The organism is Streptomyces sp. YS415 (genome assembly GCF_023544665.1).
Taxonomy (GTDB): Bacteria; Actinomycetota; Actinomycetes; order Streptomycetales; family Streptomycetaceae; genus Streptomyces.
In genome coordinates, this window is sequence record NZ_JAMJFL010000004.1 from 149,733 (window position 1) to 175,235 (window position 25,503).

The following is a 25,503-nucleotide window of genomic DNA, read 5'->3' on the forward strand; positions in this document are numbered from 1 at the left end:
TCCATGACTACGTACGGCCTCCTGCCCACGCGCCTGCACACCCCGGGCGCACGCCTGCTCCACGGCAAGAGCGTGGAGTCGGCGGTCGGCGCCGGGCAGGCCGGGGACTGGACGGACCTCGACAGCGACGTCTGGTTGCGGACCGCCTACGTGGTCAGGGGCTGGCGACACCAGGGCCGGATCCGAGTCGGCTTCCACTGGTTCGACGACCGGGAGATCGCGGACTGGAGCCGGGCCCCGTACTGGCATGAGTGCGGCCCCGGCCCCGGCGCTCCGTCCTGGAGCCTGCCACCCACCGAGTCCGAAGTCGCCCTGTGCCTCGCTCACGCCGACGCCCGCGTCCGTACGGCGGCCCTGTCCCGCGCGGAGTCCGGGGCGCTGCCCGCCTCCGTACTGCCCCTCGTCCTGATCCGGTGCGCGGACACCGACGAGGGGGTACGGGACCTCGCCCGCGCCGTCTTCGACCGCATGCTCAACGGCGCGGACGAGAGCACGCTGCACCGACTCGCCCCTCTTGCAGCGCTCGTGGGCATGCGGCGGCGATACGGCACATGGGTGCGGGAGGCCGTGCTCGGGCGCCTGGGAGGACTGCCCGACGAGGCCATGGGGAAGCTGTTGTCGGCCGGCGACCGGGAGTCCCGGATCGCGGGCCTGTACGCCGGGGCCGCGTACGGACGGCTCAGCACAGCGCATGCCTGGGCCCTCGCCGACGGGGACCCTGACGGGGGCGTGCGCGTGCACGCCGTACGCACGGCGATAGGCGTGGCACACGCGGCCGGACAGCAGACCGTCGACGACACACGGGGCCGGGTGCTCGCCCGCCTGCACACCGACCCGTCGTACGAGGTGCGGCGCCGCACGTTCGCCGCCGCCGTCGAGGCCGACCTCTTGCGCGCCCAGGACCTGGCCGACCTCGCCGTCGGGCACCGGGACCGGCACATCCGGTGGCGCAGCTGCGCGGCGGCCCTGGCAGGTCCGGACGGGGACACCGTCCTCGACCGCCTCCTCCACTCGCGGGAGATGAGGGTGCGCTCCGCCGCCATCGACCGGCTGCGCGACGCCGAACTGGTCCCGCACCTGACGGACCCGTCCGCCGCCATTCGCGCGGCGGTGTGCCGGCGCCTGCGGGCGGAAGGTGACGATCCTCGCGCGCGCTACCGGGCGCTGTGCGTCGACTCAACTGCCGTCGAGCCGGCGGCGGTCAGCGGCCTGGGCGAGCAGGGCACCCCGGACGACGCCGCCCTCCTGCACCCCCTCACCCGACACCCGCAAGCGGCGGTACGGGCTCGCGCCCTGTCCGCGCTGCGCGTGCTCGGCGCCCTGCCCGACGAGGCGCTGCCGCTCTTCGCGGACGACCCGAACCCCGGCGTACGCGCCACGGCCATCACCGCACTGCGCAAGTCCCCCCAGCTGCTGGGCCCCCTCACCCACCACCGGCACGCCGACGTCCGAGCCCGCGCGATGCCCCTGCTGGCGCGTGCGGAGGCTGAGCAAGCCCGAGGATCAGATACCTCCTCCCGTACCCGCCGTACGCAGCCACGGCTGCGACCTCTCAGGCCACCGCTGCAATAACCGCCAACGTCAGGGCTATACCGGCCAGTGCGCCCAACACCATGGCGGTGATCGCCGAAGCCCGGCCGACACCCTGCTCGAAGGGAATATTCGGCACGACCTTGGACAGCACAGGCGCCACCGCGATGAGACTGAAGCCGGCGCCGATGCGCCAGTACGTCTCGCCCGGGCACGGAGAATAAAAGCGACCTCCGCAACCACTCGACTCCACGGCGAAGCTCGTCACGATGAGGAACAACGCGCTGGCATACACCGCACCGAACAGCATCGTTACGCAGAAGTCGAGCCGCCGCGTTCTGGCATCGCTGTTAACGCCACTTGCCATATCGCCCCCCAAGCGCGCTTGACCAAGAGCGCGGAGTCTACTGCCGCGCACATTCCCCTTGCCGCCCTCATTGACATGCACGCGCCCTCGCAAGACATTGAGAGCGCTCTCAAAGTGGTCCGGACCAACCCCCACATCCGATCACCTCCAGGAGACACGCATGTTCAGAGGCCTCAAACGCCGGTTGCCCGCGCTCGCCGCGGCGGCCGCACTGCTCGGTGGCATCCTCACGGCCACGGGTTCCTCGACGGCCGCCGCCGCGGTGCCCGCGACCATCCCGTTGAAGATCACCAATAACTCCGGCCGCGGGGACGCCGTCCATGTCTACGTGCTCGGTACGTCCCTGACGACCGGTCAGCTCGGCTGGGCCGACGCGAGCGGCGCCTTCCACGCATGGCCGGTCGGCGGCAACCCGCCCGTCCCGGCGCCTGACGCGTCCATACCGGGGCCCGCCGCCGGACAGTCCAGGACGATCAGCATCCCCAAGCTCGCGGGCGGCCGCATCTACTTCTCCTACGGCCAGAAACTCGTGTTCAAGCTGGCCACCGGCGGTCTGGTGCAGCCCGCCGTGCAGAACCCCTCCGACCCCAACCGCAACATCCTCTTCAACTGGTCCGAGTTCACCCTCAACAACGACGGCCTGTGGATCAACAGCACCCAGGTCGACATGTTCTCGGCCCCCTACTCCGTCGGCGTCCAGCGCGCCGACGGCAGCGTTGCCAGCACCGGCCGCCTCAAGTCCGGTGGCTACAACGGCGTGTTCGCTGCCCTGCGCGCCCAGCCCGGCGGCTGGGGCGGACTGATCCAGACCCGCTCCGACGGCACTGTGCTCCGCGCCCTGTCCCCCACCTACGGCCTGGAGACCGGAGCGCTCCCGGCGAACGTCCTGGACGACTACATCAACCGCGTCTGGCAGAAGTACGCCACGACCACACTCACGGTCACCCCGTTCGCCAACCAGCCGAACACCAAGTACTACGGCCGGGTCTCGGGCGGCGTCATGAACTTCACCAACTCCGCCGGAGCCGTCGTCACCAGCTTCCAGAAGCCGGACGCGCCCAGCGTCTTCGGCTGCCACCGCCTCCTGGACGCCCCCAACGACCTGGTGCGCGGGCCCATTTCACGCACCCTGTGCGCGGGCTTCAACCGGTCCACCCTGCTGACCAACCCCAACCAGCCCGACGCCTCCGCCGCCAACTTCTACAAGGACGCGGTGACCAACCACTACTCCCGGATCATCCATGAGCGGATGGTGGACGGTAAGGCCTACGGCTTCGCGTTCGACGACGTCGGCCACCACGAGTCCCTGGTCCATGACGGCAGCCCCCGGCAGGCGTACGTCACCCTCGACCCGTTCTCCTGAGCGGCCGGGCCGGCGGGGGTCAGCCCCGCCGGCCGGTGCCGTTTCGGCGGGCGTTGTTGTACGCACGCAGCAAGAGCTTGGCTACCGGGCACGGCGTCGTGTCCACATAACACTGCCGGCACGTGCGCAGGTGCTGCTCATATTCGGTACGGGCTTGCTGGAGGGCATCGCCTTCAGTGGGCATCGCAGTCCTCGGAGTTGCTCGCGAAGGGTTACGCGACAGAAGTGGATCATGTTACTTCCGGTACTGGGAAGTTGGGCCTCCGCATGCTCCGGGCGCCTGCCACGGTTCGTGTGCGCCTCCTCGTCACTGACCGCCCAGGCCGGTCGTCGCCACGGACTTCACGATGTGCCGCTGGAAGAACAGGAAGACCACGACGAGGGGCAGGGCGGCCAGCACGGCGGAGGCCATGGACTGGGCGTACTGGATGCCGTAGGCGTCCTTCACGGAGGTGATGCCGACCGGCAGGGTCATCAGGGCCGGGTCGGACGTCGACACGAACGGCCACAGGAAGTTGTTCCACGCGCCGATGAACACGAAGATCGCGACGGCGGCCAGCATCGGGCGGGACAGCGGGAGCAGTACCGACCAGAAGATGCGCCAGTGTCCGGCGCCGTCGATGCGCGCCGCCTCCTCCAACTCCCTGGGCAGCGAGTCGAAGTGCTTCTTCAGGATGTACACCATCACCGGAGCCACGGTCTGCGGCAGGATCACCGCGGCGTAGGTGTCGAGCAGGTGCAGGCTGAGCATCTGCTGGAACCACGGCACGATGAGCAACTGCGGCGGGACGAGGACGGCGGCCACGGTGAGCGCGAAGAGCTTGCGGCGGCCGGCGAAACGCGTGCGGGAGAAGGCGTATCCGGCCATCGCCGAGACCAGCACCGTGATCACGGTGACCGCGGCTGCGATGAGGAAGCTGTTGAGCATCCACATCGGCAGGTCCCCGCGCTCCCAGACGGCGCTGAAGCCGTCGAGGGTCAGTCCGTGCCGCGGCCAGAACCAGTGGTCGGGGTCGCTTGCGTCCTGCTCGGTCTTGAACGCGGTCAGCAGCGCCCACGCCATGGGCAGCAGCCACACCGCGGCCGTCACGGTGAGCGCGGTGAGGGCCAGCAGGCGGGAGGTCCTGCCCTCGCCCAGGCTGAGATGCGTACGCCTGCGCGACGGGTGCCGACGTATGGTCAGCTCCCTTATATGGCCGTTGGGTTGAGCGGCTGGGCGGACGGGCAGGTCGGTGGAGGTCATGTCACTTCTCCCGGCGGCGGAAGGCGGCGTACTGGGCGGCGGAGGCGAGGACGACGAGGGCGAAGAAGATGTAGCTGATCGCCGAGGCGTAGCCGAGCCGGTAACCGGTGAAGCCGACGTCGTACACGTACTCGATCACCGGGCGGGTGGAGTTGTTGGGGCCGCCCTTGGTCAGCAGGTACACCTGGTCGAAGACCTTCAGCGAGGCCAGGATCTGCAGGACCGTGATGACCATGGTGATCCGGCTGAGCTGGGGCAGGGTGACCGACCACAGGCGCCGCCAGGCCCCGGCGCCGTCGATGGCGGCCGCCTCGTACAGGTGGTCGGGGATCGACTGCAGCGCGGCCAGGTAGAGCAGGAAGTTGAAGCCGACGGTCCACCACAGAGTGGTCAGGGCGATCGCCCCCATGGCGACCGACTCGTCGCTGAGCCAGGCCACTTGGTCCAGGCCGACCGCGGCCAGGAGGTGGTTGTACAGGCCGAGATCGGGCTGGTACAGCCAGATCCACAGCAGGCTGACGACGCCGACGGGCAGCAGGTAGGGCGCGAAGAACGCCAGCCGCCACACCCACTGGCCGGGCACTCCTGTGTGCACCAGCAGGGCCATGCCGAGGGCGACGGCGACGAGCGGCACGGTCGACAGGGCGGTGAACCACAGGGTGTGGCCGAGGGCGCGCCACATCTCCGCGTCCCGGAGGGCTTCGGTGAAGTTGTCGAGGCCGATGAAGGAGGGGTCGTGGGCCGAGAGGGACTGGTCGGTCAGGGCCATCCACAGTCCGTGGCCCAGCGGCCAGAGCATGAAGAGGGCGAAGAGGGTGAGGAAGGGCAGGGCGAAGAGCAGGCCGGGCGGGAGCAGCCGGCGTACCGACAGGGCCCCGGGGCGGGGCGAGGCGTGGGGCGAGGACATCGTGGTGCCTCCTGCGCGGGTCGTTCGCAGCCGGGTCAGGCCGGGCTGGGCTTGGACAGGAAGGTGTTCAGGCGCCGCACCATGGCGCGGGCCGCGCGGTCGGGGGCGAGGCCGTCGAGGAGGGCCTGCTGCAGGACCTGGGACATGGCGTTCTGGAAGTCGGATCCGGCGCCGGCGAACCAGGCGGCCGGGTCGAGCACGACATGGCTCTGCGCCTGCACGTAGTGCGCCTGCGGCTTCAGCGCCTCGTACTCGGTGGTGCGGGTGACGGGCCGGTAGGACGGGATGTGTCCGGCAGTGGCCCAGATCTGGCCCGCTTTGAGCAGGGCGGCGACCGCACGGTGGGTGCGGCGGCGGCGCCCGGCGTCCGGGTCGGGGTGGTGCGGGAGGACGAAGGCGTGGGAGTCGGCGTACACGGCGGGGGTGCCGAACACCGTGGGGAAGGGGGCTGCTCCGACCTTCTCGTCCGCGGCGCGGAAGGTGCCGAGTTCCCATTCCCCCGAAAGGATCATCGCTGTCTGCCGGTTGGCGAAGGCGGCGATGGCCGCCGTGTAGTCCAGTCGGCGGGGGTTGACCGTGCCGTCGACGAGCTTGGCCATGAAGGCGATCACCTCGGCCATGCGGTCCTGGTCGACTTCGGCGGGGCCGCCCTCGGGCAGCCGGAAGACTCCGCCGGTCTGTCGGTACAGGCCGTAGAACAGGCGCCAGCCCTGGGCGGTGTCGGTGACGTAGCCGAAGGCGATGCCCTGTTGGCCGGAGGCCTTCGCGAGTTCCTTCGAGGCGGCCAGGAAGTTGGCGGGCGAGTCGAAGGCGTCGGTGTCCAGGGCGCCGTCGCTGGTCAACAGCCCTGCCTTGGCGGCCGGTTCGGGGTGGAAGAAGACGATGAAGGGGTGCGTGTCGAGCGGGATGGCGTAGGTCTTGCCGTCGAACCGGGTGCGGGACCACACCGCGTCGGCGAAGTCGTCGGGGCCCACGCCGTACTCCGCCAGGGCGTCCAGGTCCCAGGGGTCCAGCAGGCCGGTGGGCGCGTATCCGGCCAGCCGGGACATGTGGGCGACGGCCACGTCCGGGCCCCGCCCGCCGGCGGAGGCCATGGCGAGCTTGGTGTAGTAGGGGGTGCCCCACTCCAGGACGGTGCGCTCGATGTCGGTCCCCGGCATGTCGGGGCGCGCGGCGCGGACCATGTCGTTGAGCAGGCCGCCGTCGGCCCCGCTGAACAGGTCCCAGAGGCGGACGGTGGAGTCGTCGGCGGCGAGCGCGGATCCGCAGCCGCTCAGCGCGCCGGCGCCGAGGACCGCGGCCCCGGAGGCGAGGGCGCTGGTGAGCAGGCGGCGCCTCGTCGGTCCGGGGCGACCGACTGGTGCGGGCAGGCCGGTCATGAAGGCTCCTTCCCCGGCAGCGGCGGCGGCGGGTCGGCTGGTGCCTTGTCCGCTGCCGCCGCCGTCCGGTATTACATCGATGTAATCGGCGGGCAGGGGTGCACTGCTGCGCAGGTGGGCACGAAGGGGTTACGGCCTCTGTTCGTAGGCCGCCGGGCGCAGTTGGGCCTCCCGCAGCCGCGCGGTGTCGACCTTGTCGGAGCGGTCGAAGCGGTAGACGCCGTTGCGTTCCTGGAAGACGTCGGTGAGCTGGGTGTAGCAGTAGCCGAACATGTCCGGGTCCGCCAGCAGGACGCCGGTGAGCCCGGCGAAGCGGTCGAGGAACTCCTCAGCGGTGCGCGGCCGTTCGCCGTACCCCCAGGAGCTGTCCGGCTCGTTGCCCGCCGCGGCCGCCGCCTGCGGATCCCACCAGATGCCGCCGAACTCGCTGCAGAAGTACGGCTGTCCGCGATAGGGCACCGACCAGGGCCGTCCGTCCGGCCCCCGGTTGACGTACGGCCGGTCCTGCGCCAGGCCCTCCATCGCCTTGGCGAAGGCGGCCGGGTCCTGCTCGTAGCAGTGCGAGTCGTACACGTCGGTCTCCGCCACCCGGTGCGCGTAGCCGGAGGCGTCGATCACCGGGCGGGTGGGGTCGGCCTGCTTGGTGGCCAGGAACATCGCCCGGGTCACGTCGTCGAGCCGGGTGATGCGGTCGTGCAGGTTCTGGTACGTCTCGTTCAGCGGGCACCAGCCGACGATCGAGGGGTGGGAGTAGTCCCGCTCCAGGGCCTCCAGCCACTGGGTGACGTAACTGGCGTCGGGACGCTGGTTGTCGTCGCGGACGCCGACCTCGCAGCCCCAGTCGCCGAACTCGCCCCAGACCAGGTAGCCGAGCCGGTCGGCGTGGTACAGGTAGCGCTCCTCGAAGACCTTCTGGTGCAGCCGGGCCCCGTTGAAGCCGGCGCGCAGGCCCAGTTCGATGTCCCGGACCAGGTCGGCGTCGGTCGGGGCGGTCATCAGCCCGTCCGGGTAGTAGCCCTGGTCGAGGACGAGGCGCTGGAAGACGGGTGCGCCGTTGAGCAGCAGCCGCTTGCCGTGCAGGGCGACCGAGCGCAGTCCTGCGTAGGACCGTGCCGTGTCGACGACCGTGCCGTCGGCGTCGAGGACTTCCAGGGTCAGGTCGTACAGGTGGGGATCCTGCGGGGACCAGACGCGCAGGCGGTCGGCGGGCAGCGGCAGGACGAGCCGGGGGCACAGGTCGAGGTCCGCGCGGGCCTCGGCGGCGGTGATGTCGCCCTGGCCGTCGGCGAGTGTGGCGCGCACGCGGTGGCCGGGCGCGTTGGCGGTCAGCGGCAGCTCCAGGAAGAAGGAGCCGGAGGCCAGGTCGGGGGTGATGCGCGGGCGCTTGAGGGCGACTGTGCGCGGTACGGCCTCCAGCCACACGGTCTGCCAGATGCCGGTGGTCCGGGTGTAGTGGCAGTGGGAGTTGGCGTACCAGGTGGCCTGCTTGCCGCGGGCCTGGACGCCGTGGCGGCTGTCCCGGGCGCGTACGACGATCGTCAGCTCCTCGCCGGGTACGGCGATGTCGCCGAGGTCGGCGGTGAAGGGGGTGAAGCCGCCGCGGTGCCGGGCGACTTCGCTGCCGTTGGCCCAGACCGTGGTGTCGTGGTCGACCGCCCCGAAGTGCAGCAGGACCCGGGCGCCGGACCAGTCGGCGGGCACGGTGACCGTTCTGCGGTACCAGACGGCCTCCAGGAAGTCCGTCTCCCCGACTCCGGAGAGCACCGACTCCGGGCAGAAGGGGACGACGATCGTGCCGGCGAGGTCGCGTGCGGGCAGGCCGCGCTCCAGGCCGGTGTCCGAGCGGTCGATCTCGAACTGCCACTCACCGTTGAGATTGAGCCAGGTCGCGCGGACGAACTGCGGCCGGGGGTGTTCGGGGCGGGGCGGGTCCGGGAGGTGCGGGACGGGCATGGTGCTCCTTGCATCGAGAGTCCGGTCGGTGCGAGGCACATGTCACCATGGGATTTACATCGATGTAAACACCTGTGCGGCAGTCGATCCGGCAGGGGGATGCTGAAACCGCTTTCTGGCGGTCGGTACGATCCCGTCGGACGACAAGGACGGAGACAGCGGTGGCGGCCAGACCAAGACTCAAGGACGTGGCGGAGTACGCCGGGGTCTCCCCCAAGACCGTCTCCAACGTGATCAACGACTTCGAGCACGTCTCGGAACAGACCCGCACCGCCGTGCGCGAGGCCATCGACGCGCTGGGCTACCGCGTCAACATCGCGGGCCGCCAGCTACGGCAGGGCCGCACCGGCATGATCACCCTCGCCGTACCCGAACTCGACGTCGCCTACTTCGCCGAGCTGGCCAAACACGTCATGACCGAGGCCGACCGACGCGGCCGCACCGTGCTCCTGCACCAGACCGGCGCCCTGCGCGAACGCGAACTGGCCGCCCTGCGCGGCTTCGACACCCAGTTCTCCGACGGCCTCATCCTCAGCCCCCTCGCCCTGCTCCCCCACGACCTCGCCACCCGCGACCGCAGACTGCCCGTCGTCCTGCTCGGCGAACGCTCCGCCGAGGGCAGCACCGACCACGTCGGCATCGACAACGCGAGGGCGGCCCGCGACGCCACCGACCACCTGCTCACCCGGGGCCGGCGCCGCATCGCCGTGATCGGCGGCGCCGTCCGCGGCCGCCAGGGCACCGACCGGCTGCGCACCGACGGCTACCGCGAGGCCCTCACCGCGGCCGGCCTGCCCTTCGACCCGGACCTCGTGGTGCCGGTCCAGGCCTACCACTGGCAGGACGGGGCCCGGGCCGCCACGGCCCTCATGGAGCGGCCCACTCCCCCGGACGCACTGCTGTGCCTCAACGACCACATGGCCCTGGGCGCCCTGCGCGCCCTGCACGAGCGGGGCCACTCGGTCCCCGGCGACCTCGACGTGGTCGGCTTCGACGACATCGAGGCCACCCGCTTCAGCGTGCCCTCACTGACCACCGTCGCTCCGGACAAGCAGGAGATCGCACAGGCGGCGGTCTCCCTGCTGCTGGAGCGGATCGACGATCCGGACGGGCGCCCGGTGCAGGATCAGGTGGCCGGACATCGGGTCATCGTGCGGGAGAGCAGCGGGGGCTGACGCGGGCCGCGGCGGGCCCCCGCGGTCGACGCCCAGAAGAGGACACCCGCCGTACAGCGGAGCCGCGCTCACTCCGGTGCCCCATCGCCTCACCCACCCGTCCGACCCCCTCGCGTGCGCCCCCCGCGCGCTTCCGTGCGCGGGCACCGATGGCCGAAATCCCGCCACGCGTACGGCACTTCGCCCCGCAGTGGGTAGTGACATCACGGTGGGCATCGGGGCGGCGGAGGGGGGCTGACACTGTGGCGCGCCTGTTGGGGACGTCCGGCACCGTCGAGTCACGTCGCGCGAGGCGACGCCAGACCGTGCGCCTGCTGCGCGCCCGAGGGCTCTACGGACCCCGGTTCCGCGACGTACTGCCGGCGCTCGCACTCGTGGTGGCGGCGGTGTGCGCCCTCGTGGCGCTGCTCGCCTGGGGATACCGCGCCGCGGGAATCGCCGTACCGCTCGCCGGTGCCCTGATCATCACCTGCGCCGTGACGCTCTGGGTACGCCGTCAACGCCCCGGCGCGCGCCGCCGCCGCGGGTACTACACACCGGACGACCTCCTGGAACTCGACACCGAGGGCCTCGCGCTCGCCGTGGCGCGCATGCTGCGCCGGGACGGATGGCGGGTGCGGCTGATACCCGCCCCGGACCGGCCACGGGTGTGCGCACGGAACACCCACGGCCGCCACCTCGACGTGGCCTTTCGGCCGGTGGCCGAGCCGCTCCCCGACGAGGAGGCGCCGCATCCCCCCACGCACCGCGGCCAGGGCGGCGAGGAGGGTCTCCGCCTCGTCGTGCACCGCGGCACCTTCGCGGCCCGCGACCGGCGCTGGGCCCGACGGGAGGGCCGGACCTGCCTGCTCGACGGCTCCGCGCTACGGCGCTGGGGAGCGGGCGAGCCACTGGGCGACCTGCTCGACGAAGAGGCCTGAAGCCGAGCGGCCTGACAGCGCGTCCGGGGCGGGGCGGCGCCCGTCCGCCGGTCGCCGTGCGGCAGGATGAGCGGCATGAGCGTAGTCAAGATCAACGTACTGACCGTGCCGGCCGAACAGCGCGAGACGCTGGAGAAGCGCTTCGCCTCCCGTGCGCACGCCGTGGAGAGCTCCGACGGGTTCGAGTGGTTCGAACTCCTGCGGCCCGTCGAGGGCACCGACAGCTACCTCGTCTACACGCGCTGGCGCGACGAGGCGTCCTTCCAGGCGTGGATGGAGGGCCCGATGAAGGCGGCCCATCAGGGCGGCGGGGCCACCGAGGGCGGCGAGCGCCCCCGTCCGGCGGCCAGCGGGTCCACGCTGTGGTCCTTCGAGGTGGTCCAGCAGGCAGCACCCAAGACGGACTAGCGTCCGCGGAGCAGGCGGTACCCGTTGGGGCGGTGCCGCGCTGCTCGCTGGCGCGGGCGTCGGCGCAGGCGCTTTGAGCAGCGGGCGCCAGGCGCAGGCGCTTTGAGGAGCAGGCGCCAGAGGCAGGCGCTTAGCGAAGAAGGCGTCAGGCGCCGCCCCTCTGAGCCTCAGGCGCCGCCCCTCTCCGCAGCGGGCGTCAGGCGTCGATCTTCTCGGCGGCGGGAGACCGCTGGGCCTCGTAGCGGAGCGCCATGCCGGTGGCCAGCGCGCCGAGACCCTCCCACAGGCCGACGCCCAGGAACCCGGCAGGTGCCCGCCCGCCGATCACCGCGAGCGTGAAGACCGTGCACGTCAGCAGACGGAAGGGAACGGTCCAGCGGAAGAACGCCTTCCAGTCCGAGCAGGCGGCCAGGACGTAGTACACGCCCATGTTGACCGCCGCCATGGAGGAGGCGGTCACGAAGACCAGGGTGTGGTCCCCCTCCGGGCGCTCGGATCCCACAGGGTCGGTGAAGCCCATGGCGGTCAGGAGGGCGTCCGGTGCGATCAGTCCCACGATGCCCAGGAGGGCGGCCAGGGCGCCGAACACGGCCATGGTCCAGCCGGACGGGGAGCGGGGTGCACGCCGCATGAAGTCCTCCTCTGCACGGGGGCGTTGGGCCTGAGGCGGTAGCGTACGCACGGCCTGAAGCCGACCTACCCCCGCCCTCGGCAACCCGGCACAATGGGCGCTGCCCGTTGCCCGCAGGCGGCACGGACGCCGGGTGGAACGTCGCGTCGCACACCGGCAGCACGCACCGGCACCCGGCACACTCGGCCAATCATCCAACGGTCCTCGGGGAGTTGTGGGCGATGAGAACACGCCGTACCGCCATGGGACGTCTCCGGTCCACCGCCTGCGCGCTGAGCCTGCTCGTCGGGGCCGCCCTCACGGTGTCCGGAACCGGCACGGCGCAGGCCGCACCCCCCTCCCTCGCAAGCGCCGCCTCGGCCGTCGAAGCCCTCGACATCGCCGGGACGGCCTGGGCCGAGGACCAGCGCACGGGAACGCTGCGGATCCACGCGGACTCCACGGTGACGGCCACCGATCTCGCCCGCCTCCGACAGCTCGTCGCCCGTTCCGGCGGCGCGATCACCCTCGAACGGCAGGACGGCCGGCTCCGCACCCTCCTGTCGGGCGGCGACGCCGTCTACGCCTCCGGCGGGCGCTGCTCGGCGGGGGTCAACGTGCGCAGCGGCACCACGTACTACTTCGTCACTGCCGGCCATTGCACCGGCACCGCGGCCACCTGGTACACCAGTTCCGCCCAGACCATGGCGATCGGCCCCACCGCCGGCACCAGCTTCCCGGGCAACGACTTCGGCGTCGTCCGTTACGCCAACACAGCCGTGCCGCGGCCCGGCACCATCGGCACCGTCGACATCACCGGCACCGCGAGCGCCTACGTCGGCCAGAGCGTCTGCCGGCGCGGCGCCACCACCGGCGTCCGCTGCGGCGTGGTCACCGCGCTGAACGTCACCGTCAACTACAGCGGCGGGACCGTCTACGGCCTCATCCGCACCAACATCTGCGCCGAGCCCGGCGACAGCGGCGGCCCCCTCTACGCCGGCGACAAGGTCCTCGGCATCCTTTCCGGCGGCTCGGGCAACTGCACCACGGGTGGGACGACGTACTACCAGCCCATCCAGGAGGCCCTCACCACGTACGGGCTGTCCGTCTACTGACGCGGAGGCCCGCTACCAGCCGGATCGACGTACCGGTGCCGTCAGACCGTTCCGACGCTGCGCACCCACACAGGAAAGGGCACCGCGTCCGGCTCGGGGGCGGTCGGCTGCGAGTGGTCCTCCACGGTCTCAAGAGCCTCCCAGAGGACCAGTCCCGGCTCCTGGTCGCTCAGGAAGCCCTGGATCAGGGACTCGAGATCGTCAGAGGGTGCATAGGCGCCGCCGAACGGAAGTTCCCCCGCAGCCACCGACGCGGTGGAGCAACGCAGTTGCCCTGCCTGCACGTCGTGCCACACGTAGAACGTCGCTTCCCCGCGGAAATCCATCTCGCGGATCCGGAGCCGAATCCTTTCGGCGGTCCGCTCGAAGGCGCCGACGACCTCGGCCACGGACAGCGACCGCCTGCCATCCGGTTCCGCACCGAGCCACCAGGTGTTGGTCTCGCACTCCACGTCAGGGTCGGCAGGGTCCAGGATCAGTGGCTCGTCCGCTATCTCAGCGATGTACGTCAACAGCACGCGAGAAGTATCCCCTTCCTGGCCCGTATCACCCCCGGCCCCGGTGACCCCCGCGGCCCGGTCGGGGATGGGTCAGGGGTGTCTCCGGGGTGACCCCGATGTTCTGGTGGCACTCGGGTCCGAGGATATGAAGCATGATCACTCCCGAGCGTCATGCACTCGGCCGCCTGCTTGGTCCCGCCGTCTGGGGTGCCGTCGTGCTGGCGGTGAACGCGGCCCTCTGGTCACCCCTGGACACCGATCCTCAGCTCAGTCCGCTGTCGCTGACCGTCAGTGACTTCGCCGCGCTGGACCGCGGGGGGCCGATCGAGACGACCATGGCGTTGCTGGGTGTGATGTCCCTGCTCCTGCTGGTGGTGGCGCGCGGGCGGGTGAAGGCCGTTCGCGGCCTGCCGTCCCTTCTGCTGGCGGTCTGGGGGTTCGGGCTGCTGCTGGCCGCCGTGGTGCCGACGGACCCGCTGACCACGGAACTGAGCACGTCCGCCTACGTCCACCGGTATGCCTCGGTCGCGGCGTTCGGTGCGCTGCCGGCCGCCGGACTGCTCCTGGCGCGACGGCTGAGGTCGGATCCGCGGGCGGCCGGCACGGTCCGGTGGCTGCGCGTCCTGGCGTGGGCCGCGATACTCGGGGCCGCGCTGATGGCCTACTCGGCCGGTCCGGGCGGCAGGGAGCTCATCGGCCTGGTGGAACGCCTGCTGCTCGGCAGCGAGGTAGCCCTGCTCGGCGTACTCGGCCGGTTCATACATCAGCAGCCGGCGGCCTCTACTTCGGTGCCTCGCCACCGAACAGGCCGGATTCCTGTCACCGGCGTCGGCTCCTAGAAGGACACGTCGAAGTAGTCGATGTCGGTGATGTCGACTTCGAGGTTGTCCGCGCGGCGACCGCTGTCCTTGAAGTAGATCTCCTGGAGCCCTTCGGCGACGATGCCGCGCAGTTGGGCGTCCCCGGCGCCTTGCCGGCGGGCGTCGAACAGGCGGTGGGCGTACTCGGGCGGCAGGTGGACGGTCAGGCGGCGCATGCGGGGGTCGTCGGTGGTGCCGATGGGGGCGGTGTAGCCGAACCGGGCACGGGTCTCGATGGTCAGTCCGGTGCTGGTGGCCGCCTTCTTGCGGGCCAGCTGCCGCACACGCGGCTGCCACGCCTTGGCCACCTCCCGCTCCAGTGCCGCCTTCAGCGCCGGGCGGGGGTGCTTGGCCGTCCCGGCGAGGTAGCGCTCCACCTGGCGCCGGGAGATGCCGAGACGTCGCGCCACGGCCTTGGTGGAACCCTTCTCCGCCCGGGTGAGCAGCCGCATCTGGGCGGCCGGCGTCTTCGGCGGCGGCTTGGTGACGTGTTCGAGGTCGGCGCGGTCCAGGGCGTCGTCGATGTCCCCCACCGGGTTACTCCCCTTCCTCGAGGACGGCGTCGCCGCCCTTGATGTGGCGGGCCGGGTTGAAGCCCTGTTCCATCAGGTCCACCGCCCAGAGCATCGACTGCACGCCCTCCAGTTTCGCCAGCCCGGGGGTGGACCCGAGCCGGAAGCCGCCGGGCTGGGGCTTGCCGGAGGCCGCGTACGGCAGGAAGTCCAGGGGGCTCGGGCCGGGCGAGGGGTAGACGACGCAGTCCGACAGCACCGCGAGCGGGTAAAGGCCCGTCAGCTTCGCCATGTTCAGCAGTTTGCGGTGCATGTTGACGCGGGCCTTGCTGATGACCGCGGCGCGGATGTCGGGGCGCCAGGTCGGGCGTTCCAGGGCGGGCCAGCGCTCCCCGTCCTTGTAGTGCCTGCCCTGAGGGCGCTCGCGCAGCTTGCCGACGCCGCCCTTGACGGTGGCCTTGATGGCGGTCAGTACGGCGGTCAGGGCCGGGTCGACGTCCTTGTGCCGCTCCATCGCCGCCAGGAAGGCGCGGTCGTCCAGGTCCCGGGTGACGCCCAGGTCGGCGAGGGTGTCGACGTAGGCGTTCTTGAGCCGGTCGTGCCAGGGGTCCAGGTAGGTGCCGGTCTCGCGCCGGAGGTACGCCTCCAACGGCTGCACGTTGTAGCCGAGTTGGTGGGCGTAGGCGACGGTGTGGGTCTGGTACCAGGCCGGGCCCTCGGGCCGCTCCCCGGTCGGCGTGAAGGGGCTGGGCAGTCGCGGGTCCAGCTCGATATGGCTCAGGTCAACCAGCCAGGAGCCGGGGATCTTCGGGTTGAAGGCGGGGGCGTGGAAGTGGTCCGGGGCGGACAGGCCGACCACCAGGCGGGCCGCTGCGGCGAGGAACGCCGTGTTGAGGTCCAGGCCGACCACGTGCGGCAGCGTGCACTCCTCGTCGGTGAGCAGGTCGACCGGCCGCACCCACTGGTAGGCCTCCTCGTCCAGGAAGCCGCCCCGCCAGCCGGAGTTGACGACGACCGGGTGCTCCGGGGTGGCCTCCGGCGGGGCCGGGTCCATCGGTTGCGTGCCGAGGCTGCCGGGGTTGTGGCCGGAGGTCCAGTTGCCGGTCGTCTCGTCCCGCTCCGGTCGGGTGGGCGGGCGCAGCGCGGTCATCAGCTCCAGGCCGGACACCGCCGTCGATCCGCGCGGGGTGATGACCCGCTGGGCGTACATGCCGAGGACGCGGGCGATGTCGGCCGGCGCCATGTCCGCCACGCCGGGCCAGGACCGCTCGTCGAGGGCCTCCCACGGCAGGATCGCGAACTGCACGCACTGCCGCGCGCTCCCCTGGACCCTGCGGTAGACCCGCGCCCACGGCCCGAACCCGCGCTGCGTCAACCGCCACTGGGCCTTCACCACCTGCTTCACGACGGGGTGGTCGTCGGGCAGGCGCAGGTTGCGGCGGTCCTCCAGGCGCTCCGGGAGGCCGAACCGCACGGCGGCCTCGGCAGTGAGCACGATCAGCGGGTCGGCGTCCTTGCCGTAGCGGTGCAGCTTCGGCGCGCCGAGGCCGGACTCGCGCAGTGTCCACTCCACCAGTTCCGGGAGGGTGGTCGCGGGGCAGTGCAGGACGATGCCGCCGACGCCGTAGGCGGTTCCGTCGCCGTCCAGTACCGCGAGCGGGCCGTGCGGGAAGCGCGGGTCTGCGGCGGGCAGCGCGGCAGGCTGCCTCGCCGCTCGGCCTGCGGGATGTACGGGCTGCGGCACGAGGCCAGCGGTTCGCGGCTGCGGGCCGGGCGTCAGGTCGGGTCCGGGCGTCGGCCGGTAGCCGGGCGTCAGGTCGGGTCCGGACGTCGGCCCGTAGCCGGGCGTCGGTTCGGCTGCGGACGCCGGTGCGGATGCGGCCCTCGGCCCGGATGCGGGCGCGTCCGGGACGGAGGGCGCCGGCGGGGCGGGGTGCCGCGCGGGCGGGGTGGCACGGTGCGCGGGGTGCCTTTCGGCCCAGCCGTCCAGGAGTCGCTTGTAGGCCGCGAGCCGCGGTCCCCTGGGCTCGCTCCGGCCGTTCTCCCAGTTCTTCACGGTCTGTTCGGTCACGGCCAGCGCCTTCGCCGTTCGCGCCTGGGTGATACCGGCGGCCTCGCGCAGCCTTACCCGCTCAGCGGGAGGCGGCAGCTGCGGCTCCTCCTCCAGCAGCGCTTCCACGGACAGGAGCAGCTCTTCCTCGGATGCCATGCGCGCCCACCTCCGCGGCGACCCTAACAGTTTTACCCTCCCATTTAACCCATGTGACAAGCTGTTCGATCATCGTGGCGCAGGACCCTGAGGCGGCTTCTGTCTGGCGTACGAGAGGATCGACGCCGCAAGGACCGGGGGCACGGCGCGCGAGGAAGGGACCGTCGGTGAGCGGTGTTCGGCTGCGGGACCACCAGGTCGAGGCGGTGGCCGCGATCGTACGAGGGCTGGACGTGCCGCCCGGGGGGATTCCCGCGGGCGGGCTGCGGGGCCAGGTGCATGCCGCGTGCGGGACCGGCAAGACCGTCATCGCCGCCGCGTCGGCGAAGCGGATCGCGCCCAGGGGCCGGGTCCTGGTGCTGGTACCGACGCTGGACCTGCTGACCCAGACCGTGCGCGCGTGGCGGGCGGTCGGGCACAAGGGCCCGGCGGTGGCGGTCTGTTCGCTCACCGACGACCCGGAACTGTGGACCCTGGACGTACGGTGCACCACCAACCCGATCCGCCTGGCGCTGTGGCACGGCGACGGCCCGGTCACCATCTACGCGACCTACGCCTCGCTCGGCGTCCTCGCGGAGGCCTTCGAAGGTGCGTACGGCAGGCAGTTGGCCCCGATGGACCTGGTCTGCGTCGACGAGGCGCATCGCACCAGCGGGTCGATGGGCAAGGCGTGGGCCGAAGTCCACGACCAGCGGGTCATCCCGGCGGCGCGGCGGCTGTATCTGACGGCGACACCGCGGATCTGGCAGGAGCCTCCCGCGCACGGGGAGGCCGCCGAGGGCGTCCGGGACCCGTTGCCGCAGGAGATGGTCGCCTCCATGGACGACGAGCGGGTCTTCGGACCCGTGCTCTACAAGCTGTCCCTGGCCTCGGCGGTCTCCCGCGGTCTGCTCGCCCGCTACCAGATCATCGTCATGGAGCTGCGGGACCCGGTCGTCACCCCGCAGCGGCTGATGGGCGAGGACCGGCGCAGCGAGGAGGTACGCGGCCAGCGGCTCGGCGCGCTGCACGCGGCACTGCTGCGGACCATGGCGGAACACGACCTCCGGACCTGCATCACCTTCCATCACCGCACCATCGAGGCGCAGGCCTACGCGGAGGGACTGCCGCGCGTCGCCGAAAAGCTGCACGCCGACCAGCCGGAGAAGTACCCGCAGCGGATCTGGGCCGACTGGCTGTGCGGGGAACACGACCCGCAGCACCGCCGCACGGTCCTGGGCGGCTTCGCCACCACGGCCCGCCCGGCCGTCCTGTCCAACTGCCGGGTCCTGGGCGAGGGCGTGGACATCCGGGCCGTGGACTCGGTCGCGCTGCTGGACCCCAAGGGGGCGCCCCACGACATCGTCCAGGCCATCGGCCGCGCGCTGCGGCAGAGGCCGGGGCAGGGGAAGGTGGCCTCGCTCATCGTGCCCGTCTTCCTCCAGGCCGGTGAGCAGCCGGAGGACATGTTCACCTCCGGCTCCTACCGCCCGCTGGTCAAGGTGCTCGAAGGCCTGCGGGCACACGACGAGGAGGCGGTGGAACTCCTCGCCATCCCGCAGGAGCCGCAGAAGAAGGCGGTGCAGCCGTCGCTGCGCATCGGCCCGGCACCCCAGGAGGGTGAGGAGGAGTCACGGCTCCTGCTGCGGTTCGCTTCGCCGCGCGACCCGGAGACGGTCGCGGCCTGGGTGTCCTTCAACGTGATCGACACCGAGCGGCAGGACTGGGCGCGCGGCTGGGCGAAGCTGAAGGCGTTCACCGGACGAACCGGCCACGCGCGGGTCCCGTACGAGCACAAGGAGGGCGCCTATCCGCTCGGGCAGTGGGTCGCCGAGCAGCGACGGACGTACGGGGCCGGGCAGATGAGCGGCCTGCGTGCCCGGCGGCTGGAGCAGCTGGGCATGGTCTGGAGCCTCGCGGACGAGCGCTTCCAGGAAACCTGGCGGCGGCCCGGGTGTACTACGACGAGCACTGGACCCTGTGCGCGCCCCGGGGCGCCACGGCCCTGGACCGGCCACTGGGTCAGTGGCTGTCCAACCTGCGCCGTCCCGGCGCGCTGGCCGAGCACCCCGACTGGGAGCAGGCGCTGCATGCCATCGACCCCGACTGGAACCCGCCGTGGCCGACCGACTGGCAACGGCACTACGCCGCCGTGCGCGAGCTCCTGCGCGAGGAGGACCGGCCCGAGCTGCTGCCGGGCGTCACCTGCCACGGGATGGACGTGGGCAAGTGGCTCCACAAGCAGCGTCGGCCCGCGGTGTGGCAGGCACTGACGGCCGGGCAGCGCGAGCGTCTGGAGCAGCTCGGCCTCGCACCCCTCGCGCCGGAGCAGCAGGCCGCCACGCCCCGCAAGGGCGGCCCCGGTGCGTTCGAGCGGGGCATCGCCGCCCTGGCTCAGTACCGGGCGCGCACCGGTTCCCTGACGGTTCCGCGGGCCCACGTGGAACGGCTCGACGACGGCACCGAGGTGAAGCTCGGCGTCTGGCTGACGAACACCAAGACCAGGCGGGCGCAGCTGAGCACCGACCGGCGTGAGGCGCTGGCCGGCCTCGGCCTCGACTGGGCGGCACCCTGACCGGCCGCCCCGTACCGAGCCGAGGTCCGCGCGGTACGGGGCGCCGGCGTGTCAGGGCAGCGAGACGGACGGGGCGGGCCCGCGCACGGCAGTGGCCGCCGACCGGGCCCACCCCCACAGGGACAGCGACAGCCAGACCACCGACGCGCCCGCGAGGACATGGACCAGGCTGGTGAGCACCGAGTCGGGCAGCGGCCCCAGCAGAGCGAGCGCGCCCAGCATCACGGCGTATCCCCAGGACGGCAGCTTCGGGTGGAGCCCCGTACGCACCATCGACAGCCCGAACAGGACCGTACCGGCCGCGAAGACGACCGCGCTGCCGAGCAGCGCCACCCGGGTCGTGCCGGTCAGCACCTCCTCCAGCGTGGCGTCGTCGAGGCTGAACAGCGCCATGTTCAAGGTGAACGCCGCACCCCCGAACAGCCCGAGGCCGACGAGGTTCACGGCGTACGCGACCCTGCCGGCGCGCCCCGCCGCACCCTCCTGGCGCAGGTGCAGGGCGACGAGCAGCGGGGTGGCGAGGGCGGGCGAGAGGCCCAGCACGAAGCTGGTGACGGCGGTCTCCCCCGTGAAGGCCTCGACGGCGCCGGGCAGGCCGATGAACAGGCCGGACAGGATGCCGCACACGGCACCGAAGCGGAAGAACCAAGGGGACGGCACAGGGGCAGGGGGCGACAGCATCACAGCACGCTCCTAAGACGCGACGACGAGGGGACGGCGACGGTTCCCGCGATTCGGCAGGACACGGCGACGGTAGGAGCGGCCGGTCGGGTGCCGTGAGTGCCGGGCGGCCAGTCCTCGCGGCCGAAGGTCATGTGCCGTTCGGCAGGGACCGTGACGGGGCGAGGGCACGTAACCTGGGAGCGCCCGGCTCGGGGAGGGACGATGGCAACAGTGGGGCTCAGCAGCCGCCGTAGCAGCCCTGACACGGGCACCGGCGCCGCGCCTTCGCGCCCCATCCCCTGGGTCGCGCCCCTCCTCTACCTCGCCGTCCTCGTCTCCGGACTGACCGCCGCGGCCCACAACGGATCCCTCGCCACGGCCCGCACCGCCGCCTTCGCCGCGGGACTCCTGCTGCTCCTCCTGCTGGAGCGCATACCGCTCAGCCCGCCACGGTCCGCGGCCCTGCTCGGCGCTCGTCTCGTCCTCATCGTCGCCGTCGCCGCACTGGACGACTCGGGCCTGTCCCGGGCGCTGCTCGTCCTGGTCCCGTTCACCGCCTACTTCGTCTTCGGCCGTACGGCGGCCCTCGCCCTCGCCGGTGGCTGCGTGGCCGCGGTCCTCGCCCTCTACACGCTCGACGACCCCTCCTGGTACGCCGATCCCGCGTACGTCTCCGATCTCCTCATGCTCCTCATCGGCCTGGTCCTCGCCCTTTCCATGGCCGCGGTCGCGATCGGCGAGCAGCAGGGCCGGGCCCGGCTGGAGGAGTACGCGGCACGGATCGCCGAACTGTCCGCCACCGACGAGCGCAACCGGCTCGCCCGCGACATCCACGACAGCCTCGGGCACCATCTCACCGCCGTCGCCGTCCAGTTGGAGAAGGCCGCCGCCTTCCGCGGCCACGATCCGGACGCCGCCGACCAGGCCGTAACCGACGCCCGGCACTCGGCGGGCCGCGCGCTCGAGGACGTGCGGACCTCGGTGCGGACGCTGCGCGACGACCGTGCGGCGCCCCTTGCCCTCCCGACCGCGCTGGCCGACCTCGTACGGCAGCTGGACGACGGTCGCGTCGAGGTGTCCCTGCGGATCGACGGAGAGCCCTACGCCGGCCACGGCCCCGCCGCGGCGGTGCTCACCACCCTGTACCGGGCCGCCCAGGAAGCGCTCACCAATGTGCGCCGGCACGCCGACGCACGGCAGGTGAGCGTGGTCCTGACGTTCGGCGCGGACAGCGCGCGTCTCGTCGTCGCGGACGACGGGCGCGGGTTCCGGCCCGGTGCCGTCACGGGTTTCGGGCTGCTCGGCATCCAGGAGCGGACGCGGCTGGTCGGCGGCACGGTCGAGGTCGACAGCGCTCCGGGGTCGGGTACGCGGATCACCGTCGAGGTCCCCCGCACCGGACCGGAGCCGGCCGTATGACCGGCACCGCACCGTCCCCGGTCGTGTCCGTGCTGGTCGTCGACGACCAGCAGCTGGTCAGGGACGGCATCGCCTCACTGCTGGGGATCCAGCCCGGCATCGTGGTGGCGGGCACGGCCGTCGACGGCGGGGACGCGGTCGAGAAGACGCTGGCACTCGGCCCGGACGTCGTCCTCATGGACGTACGGATGCCGGGCATCGACGGCGTCGAAGCGCTGGCGATCCTGCGGCGGCGGGGCTGCCCGGCCAAGGTCGTCATGCTCACGACCTTCGACGACGAGGAGTACGTGCTCGAGGCCCTGCGGGCGGGCGCCGCCGGCTATCTGCTCAAGAACCTGCCCGCGGCGCAGCTCGGTGACGCGGTGCGGCTGGCACACGCCGGAGTCACCCAGATCGACGCCGCGGTGACCGCCCACCTGACCCCGCCCCCGGCCCCACGGCCGCCGTCCGTCCCTCCTCCGGCCGCCACCGGACTGACCGCCCGCGAGATCGACGTACTGCGCCTGCTCGCCGACGGCTCGACGAACCGCGAGATCGCCTCCCGCCTCTTCCTCAGCGAGGGAACCGTCAAGAACCACATCTCCCGCGTCCTGTCCCGCCTCGGCCTGCGCGACCGCACCCAGGCCGCGCTGTACGCCCGCGACCAGGGGCTCCTGTGACACATGGGGCCGAGCGGGAGCACGGCCGATGAGTTCCGGCCGGCCCGGGAGTCTGTTCCGGTGACCGTCGTGGCGGCGTCGTACGACGCCGCCCCCCACGCGACACCACGGAGGACGCCATGCCGACCACTCCGAGTGACCCGACCCACGCGCCGCCCGGCCGCCCGCCCGTGGTGGACATGGACACCTGGCAGGCCGCCCGTGACGAGCTGCTGGTCCGCGAGAAGGCCCACACCCATGAGGGCGACGCCATCGCCGCGGCCCGCCGCCGGCTGCCGATGGTCGAGTTCGACGGAACGGTCGAGGTCGTCGGCCCCGACGGCCCGGTCCCGTTCCTCGACCTGTTCCAGGGCCGCGACGAGCTCGTCGTCTACAAGCACATGTGGTACGACGGCGCGCCGCCCCAGGGGCAGTGCGAGGGCTGCACCACCACCGCCTGGCACCTGAAGGACGCCGTCTACCTCAACGCCCGCGGTGTCTCCTTCGCCCTCGCGACCACCGGTGCCTGGGAGGAGGTGGCCGCCTTCGTCGACTTCATGGGCTACACCCAGCCCTGGTACTCGGTACGTGGCCTGGACGAGCCCGTCGGCGGCGCCATGGGATACATGACCAGCTATCTGCGCGACGGCGAGCGCACCTTCCTCACCTACTCCACGACGGGCCGCGGCACCGAACGGGTCAACGGCTCCCTCGGCCTGCTCGACATGACGCCCTACGGCCGCGGCGAGGCCTGGGAGGACAAGCCCGAGGGCTGGCCCGAAGGAGACGTCCCCTGCTGGTCCTGGCGCTCTGACGCGGACGGACACGCCACCTGGGGCCCAACGAGCCGCCCGGTTCCGCAGTGGACCCGCCCCGGCGCCACGCCCGTCCAGAACCTCGGCCGGCACGGCTCCTGGCACTGATCAACATCGGTCCCGTGATGATCCACCACAGGCCGCCAAGCTGTGCTACGGTTTTCTTGTTGCAGTTGTGGTACCCATGAACCTATGTGCGCCTGACGGGAATGTTTCTCCTTCGGGCGCATATTTTGTTTTCCCGGCATCTCCGGATGGGCCCTCTGCCTACCCAGAAGGAGAACGTCATGGCACAGGGAACCGTGAAGTGGTTCAACGCCGAAAAGGGTTTCGGCTTCATCGAGCAGGACGGCGGCGGCCCCGACGTCTTCGCCCACTACTCGAACATCGCGACGCAGGGCTTCCGTGAGCTCCAGGAGGGCCAGCGGGTTTCCTTCGACGTCACGCAGGGCCAGAAGGGCCCGCAGGCGGAGAACATCGTCCCCGCCTAATTGGCCGGACGCGTATCCGCTCGACCGGGGTCCGCACCGCTTGGTGCGGACCCCGGTTTGTGCTGTTTCCAGGAAGGCAAAGAACTGCATGTCCCGTAGGCCCCAGAAGTCGAACCGGCGCGTCTCGTCACCCGTGCCGTCCACGTCGTCGCCCAGGGAATTCCGGCTGCCGGAAAACACGACACCCGCCCTGCCCGCCGTCGAGGACTTCGCCGGTCTGGACATGCCCGCGGGACTGCTGAAGACCCTCACCGCGCAAGGTGTCACCACCCCCTTCCCCATCCAGGCCGCCACGCTGCCGAACTCGATCGCCGGCCGCGACCTGCTGGGCCGCGGACGCACCGGCTCCGGCAAGACCCTCGCCTTCGGGCTCGCCCTGCTGGCCCGTACGGCCGGACAGCGCGCGGAGCCCAAGGCCCCCCTCGCTCTCGTGCTGGTGCCCACCCGTGAGCTCGCCCAGCAGGTGACGGACGCGCTGACGCCCTACGCGACGGCGGTGAACCTGCGCCTGACCACCGTCGTCGGCGGCCTGTCCATCACCAAGCAGGCCAATGCGCTCCGGCGCGGCGCCGAGGTGCTCGTGGCCACTCCGGGCCGCCTCAACGACCTGGTGGAGCGCGGGGACTGCGTGCTCGGCAGCGTCGGCATCACGGTGCTGGACGAAGCCGACCAGATGACCGACATGGGCTTCCTGCCGCAGATCACCAAACTGATCCAGCAGGTGCGGCCCGACGGACAGCGCATGCTCTTCTCGGCCACCCTGGACCGCAACATCGACCGCCTGGTGCAGCGGTTCCTCACCGACCCCGTGGTGCACTCCGTGGACCCGTCCGCGGGTGCGGTCACCACCATGGAGCACCACGTGCTCCACGTGTTGGACGAGACCGACAAGAAGGCCGTCACCACGCGCATCGCGGCCCGCGACGGCCGGGTCATCCTCTTCCTCGACACCAAGCGGTCCGCCGACCGGCTCACCAAGCGGCTGCTGGCCGTCGGTGTCCGCGCGGCCGCCCTGCACGGCGGCCGCTCCCAGCCGCAGCGCAACCGCACCCTGGAACAGTTCAAGACCGGGCACGTCACCGCCCTCGTCGCGACGAACGTCGCCGCCCGCGGCATACATGTCGACGACCTCGACCTGGTCGTGAACGTCGATCCGCCCACCGACCACAAGGACTACGTCCACCGCGGCGGCCGCACGGCCCGCGCCGGTGGTTCCGGCAGCGTGGTCACGCTGGTCCTGCCCGAGCAGAAGCGCGACGTCACGCTGCTCATGTCGAACGCGGGCATCCGCCCCCGCACGGCCCGCGTCACCTCCAGCGACGCGGCTCTGGCCACCATCACCGGTGCCCGCGAGCCGTCCGGCGTCCCCGTCACCATCGAGATCCCCCAGCCGGCGGCACCCCCGGCCCGGAAGGCCACCGCCGAGCCCGGCAAGCGGTCCGCCCGCAGCCGCCGTGGCGGCCCCCGGGCGGCAGCGACGACCGGCGCCGCGAACGGAACGGACCGTCGCACCCAGAAGAGTGCGTCTGCGGGGACCGGTGCTGCCACGTCCGGCGGTCGCGGCACGGCCCGCCGCGCCGGCTCCGCCGCCACCGGCACCGCAGGGGGCCGCGGGTCCGAAGCCAGGACCGCGGGAGGCCGTGGCACCGCGGGCGGTACGGCGAAGGCATCCGCCTCCGGCAAGGCGGCCCACGGCTCCGGCCGCCGGTCGACGTCCGCCGGGGGCACCGGCGGCAACGGCAACACGGGCAACCGCGGCAGCCGCGGCGCCCGCCGGAATCCTGCGTCCTAGGGACTCCACGAGACACCCACAGGGGGTGGCACAGGCGCGCCGGGCTCAGCCCTCGCCTGCGCCACCCCCTATGACGTGTC

At 71.9% G+C, this 25,503-nt stretch carries 22 protein-coding genes and 1 pseudogene; 13 read left to right on the forward strand and 10 right to left on the reverse strand.

The window, feature by feature from the left end:
- The first annotated feature begins 3 nt into the window (after positions 1 to 3).
- Positions 4 to 1,572 (forward strand): hypothetical protein, encoded by a 1,569-nt coding sequence (locus M8H82_RS06975; RefSeq protein WP_250071584.1) that lies wholly within the window; start codon positions 4 to 6, stop codon positions 1,570 to 1,572.
- Here the strand turns inward: M8H82_RS06975 and M8H82_RS06980 are convergent.
- Positions 1,553 to 1,897 carry a hypothetical protein gene (locus M8H82_RS06980; RefSeq protein ID WP_250071585.1) on the reverse strand — a complete coding sequence of 115 codons (345 nt, stop codon included), beginning with the start codon at positions 1,895 to 1,897 and terminating at the stop codon, positions 1,553 to 1,555. The genes M8H82_RS06975 and M8H82_RS06980 overlap by 20 nt on opposite strands.
- Before the next feature lie 160 nt (positions 1,898 to 2,057).
- Here M8H82_RS06980 and M8H82_RS06985 point away from each other — a divergent pair, with 160 nt between their 5' ends.
- Positions 2,058 to 3,260: a glycoside hydrolase family 64 protein gene (locus M8H82_RS06985; protein ID WP_250071586.1), complete on the forward strand. Its 1,203-nt coding sequence runs from the start codon at positions 2,058 to 2,060 to the stop codon at positions 3,258 to 3,260.
- Positions 3,261 to 3,567: 307 nt separating this feature from the next.
- Here the strand turns inward: M8H82_RS06985 and M8H82_RS06990 are convergent, their stop codons facing one another.
- The 4 genes from M8H82_RS06990 to M8H82_RS07005 all read right to left on the reverse strand — a co-directional run bounded on the left by M8H82_RS06990 (position 3,568) and on the right by M8H82_RS07005 (position 8,742).
- Positions 3,568 to 4,503, reverse strand: a complete 936-nt coding sequence (locus M8H82_RS06990; protein WP_250071587.1) for a carbohydrate ABC transporter permease — start codon at positions 4,501 to 4,503, stop codon at positions 3,568 to 3,570.
- Between the two features lies 1 nt (position 4,504).
- On the reverse strand, positions 4,505 to 5,410 hold the full coding sequence (locus M8H82_RS06995) for a carbohydrate ABC transporter permease (RefSeq protein WP_250071588.1): 906 nt from the start codon (positions 5,408 to 5,410) through the stop codon (positions 4,505 to 4,507).
- A gap of 35 nt (positions 5,411 to 5,445) precedes the next feature.
- On the reverse strand, positions 5,446 to 6,789 hold the full coding sequence (locus tag M8H82_RS07000) for an ABC transporter substrate-binding protein (RefSeq protein ID WP_250071589.1): 1,344 nt from the start codon (positions 6,787 to 6,789) through the stop codon (positions 5,446 to 5,448).
- A 129-nt stretch (positions 6,790 to 6,918) separates the two neighbouring features.
- A complete protein-coding gene (locus tag M8H82_RS07005) occupies positions 6,919 to 8,742 on the reverse strand; it encodes a glycoside hydrolase family 2 protein (protein WP_250071590.1) in 1,824 nt (607 codons plus the stop codon).
- A gap of 161 nt (positions 8,743 to 8,903) precedes the next feature.
- Between M8H82_RS07005 and M8H82_RS07010 the strand changes: the two genes are divergently transcribed.
- The 3 genes from M8H82_RS07010 (at position 8,904) to M8H82_RS07020 (ending at position 11,245) form a co-directional block, all read left to right on the forward strand.
- Positions 8,904 to 9,917, forward strand: coding sequence for a LacI family DNA-binding transcriptional regulator (locus M8H82_RS07010; RefSeq protein WP_250071591.1), 1,014 nt, complete (start codon positions 8,904 to 8,906; stop codon positions 9,915 to 9,917).
- A 242-nt stretch (positions 9,918 to 10,159) separates the two neighbouring features.
- Positions 10,160 to 10,837: a hypothetical protein gene (locus tag M8H82_RS07015; RefSeq protein WP_250071592.1), complete on the forward strand. Its 678-nt coding sequence runs from the start codon at positions 10,160 to 10,162 to the stop codon at positions 10,835 to 10,837.
- 75 nt (positions 10,838 to 10,912) lie between these two features.
- On the forward strand, positions 10,913 to 11,245 hold the full coding sequence (locus M8H82_RS07020) for an antibiotic biosynthesis monooxygenase (RefSeq protein WP_250071593.1): 333 nt from the start codon (positions 10,913 to 10,915) through the stop codon (positions 11,243 to 11,245).
- A 196-nt stretch (positions 11,246 to 11,441) separates the two neighbouring features.
- On the opposite strand, the gene M8H82_RS07025 is transcribed toward M8H82_RS07020, so the two are convergent.
- Positions 11,442 to 11,876 carry a hypothetical protein gene (locus M8H82_RS07025; protein ID WP_250071594.1) on the reverse strand — a complete coding sequence of 145 codons (435 nt, stop codon included), beginning with the start codon at positions 11,874 to 11,876 and terminating at the stop codon, positions 11,442 to 11,444.
- Positions 11,877 to 12,118: 242 nt separating this feature from the next.
- Here M8H82_RS07025 and M8H82_RS07030 point away from each other — a divergent pair, with 242 nt between their 5' ends.
- Positions 12,119 to 12,970, forward strand: a complete 852-nt coding sequence (locus M8H82_RS07030) for a S1 family peptidase (RefSeq protein ID WP_250071595.1) — start codon at positions 12,119 to 12,121, stop codon at positions 12,968 to 12,970.
- A 41-nt stretch (positions 12,971 to 13,011) separates the two neighbouring features.
- Here the strand turns inward: M8H82_RS07030 and M8H82_RS07035 are convergent, their stop codons facing one another.
- The gene (locus M8H82_RS07035; protein ID WP_250071596.1) at positions 13,012 to 13,488 is read right to left on the reverse strand and encodes a hypothetical protein; all 477 of its coding nucleotides are present in this window, start codon (positions 13,486 to 13,488) and stop codon (positions 13,012 to 13,014) included.
- A 134-nt stretch (positions 13,489 to 13,622) separates the two neighbouring features.
- On the opposite strand from M8H82_RS07035, the gene M8H82_RS07040 reads away from it, so the two are divergent.
- Positions 13,623 to 14,309, forward strand: coding sequence for a DUF998 domain-containing protein (locus M8H82_RS07040; protein ID WP_250071597.1), 687 nt, complete (start codon positions 13,623 to 13,625; stop codon positions 14,307 to 14,309).
- Here M8H82_RS07040 and M8H82_RS07045 read toward each other — a convergent pair.
- Entirely contained in the window at positions 14,306 to 14,863 is a 558-nt protein-coding gene (locus M8H82_RS07045; protein WP_250071598.1) for an XRE family transcriptional regulator, read from the reverse strand. The genes M8H82_RS07040 and M8H82_RS07045 overlap by 4 nt on opposite strands.
- Before the next feature lie 4 nt (positions 14,864 to 14,867).
- Complete coding sequence (locus M8H82_RS07050; protein ID WP_250071599.1) at positions 14,868 to 17,051, reverse strand: DNA-binding transcriptional regulator; 2,184 nt, start codon at positions 17,049 to 17,051, stop codon at positions 14,868 to 14,870.
- A gap of 167 nt (positions 17,052 to 17,218) precedes the next feature.
- On the opposite strand from M8H82_RS07050, the pseudogene M8H82_RS07055 reads away from it, so the two are divergent.
- Positions 17,219 to 19,605: pseudogene (locus M8H82_RS07055) on the forward strand (Helicase associated domain protein).
- 51 nt (positions 19,606 to 19,656) lie between these two features.
- Here the strand turns inward: M8H82_RS07055 and M8H82_RS07060 are convergent.
- Positions 19,657 to 20,286 carry a hypothetical protein gene (locus tag M8H82_RS07060; protein WP_250071600.1) on the reverse strand — a complete coding sequence of 210 codons (630 nt, stop codon included), beginning with the start codon at positions 20,284 to 20,286 and terminating at the stop codon, positions 19,657 to 19,659.
- Positions 20,287 to 20,490: 204 nt separating this feature from the next.
- Here M8H82_RS07060 and M8H82_RS07065 point away from each other — a divergent pair, with 204 nt between their 5' ends.
- The 5 genes from M8H82_RS07065 (at position 20,491) to M8H82_RS07085 (ending at position 25,423) form a co-directional block, all read left to right on the forward strand.
- Positions 20,491 to 21,687, forward strand: coding sequence for a sensor histidine kinase (locus tag M8H82_RS07065; RefSeq protein WP_250071601.1), 1,197 nt, complete (start codon positions 20,491 to 20,493; stop codon positions 21,685 to 21,687).
- Positions 21,684 to 22,346 carry a response regulator transcription factor gene (locus tag M8H82_RS07070; protein WP_250071602.1) on the forward strand — a complete coding sequence of 221 codons (663 nt, stop codon included), beginning with the start codon at positions 21,684 to 21,686 and terminating at the stop codon, positions 22,344 to 22,346. Before M8H82_RS07065 ends, M8H82_RS07070 begins: the two co-directional genes overlap by 4 nt.
- A 119-nt stretch (positions 22,347 to 22,465) precedes the next feature.
- Positions 22,466 to 23,248 (forward strand): DUF899 family protein, encoded by a 783-nt coding sequence (locus tag M8H82_RS07075; RefSeq protein ID WP_250071603.1) that lies wholly within the window; start codon positions 22,466 to 22,468, stop codon positions 23,246 to 23,248.
- 179 nt (positions 23,249 to 23,427) lie between these two features.
- Positions 23,428 to 23,631: a cold-shock protein gene (locus M8H82_RS07080; RefSeq protein ID WP_030069301.1), complete on the forward strand. Its 204-nt coding sequence runs from the start codon at positions 23,428 to 23,430 to the stop codon at positions 23,629 to 23,631.
- A gap of 88 nt (positions 23,632 to 23,719) precedes the next feature.
- A complete protein-coding gene (locus M8H82_RS07085) occupies positions 23,720 to 25,423 on the forward strand; it encodes a DEAD/DEAH box helicase (RefSeq protein WP_250071604.1) in 1,704 nt (567 codons plus the stop codon).
- Positions 25,424 to 25,503 lie beyond the last annotated feature (80 nt).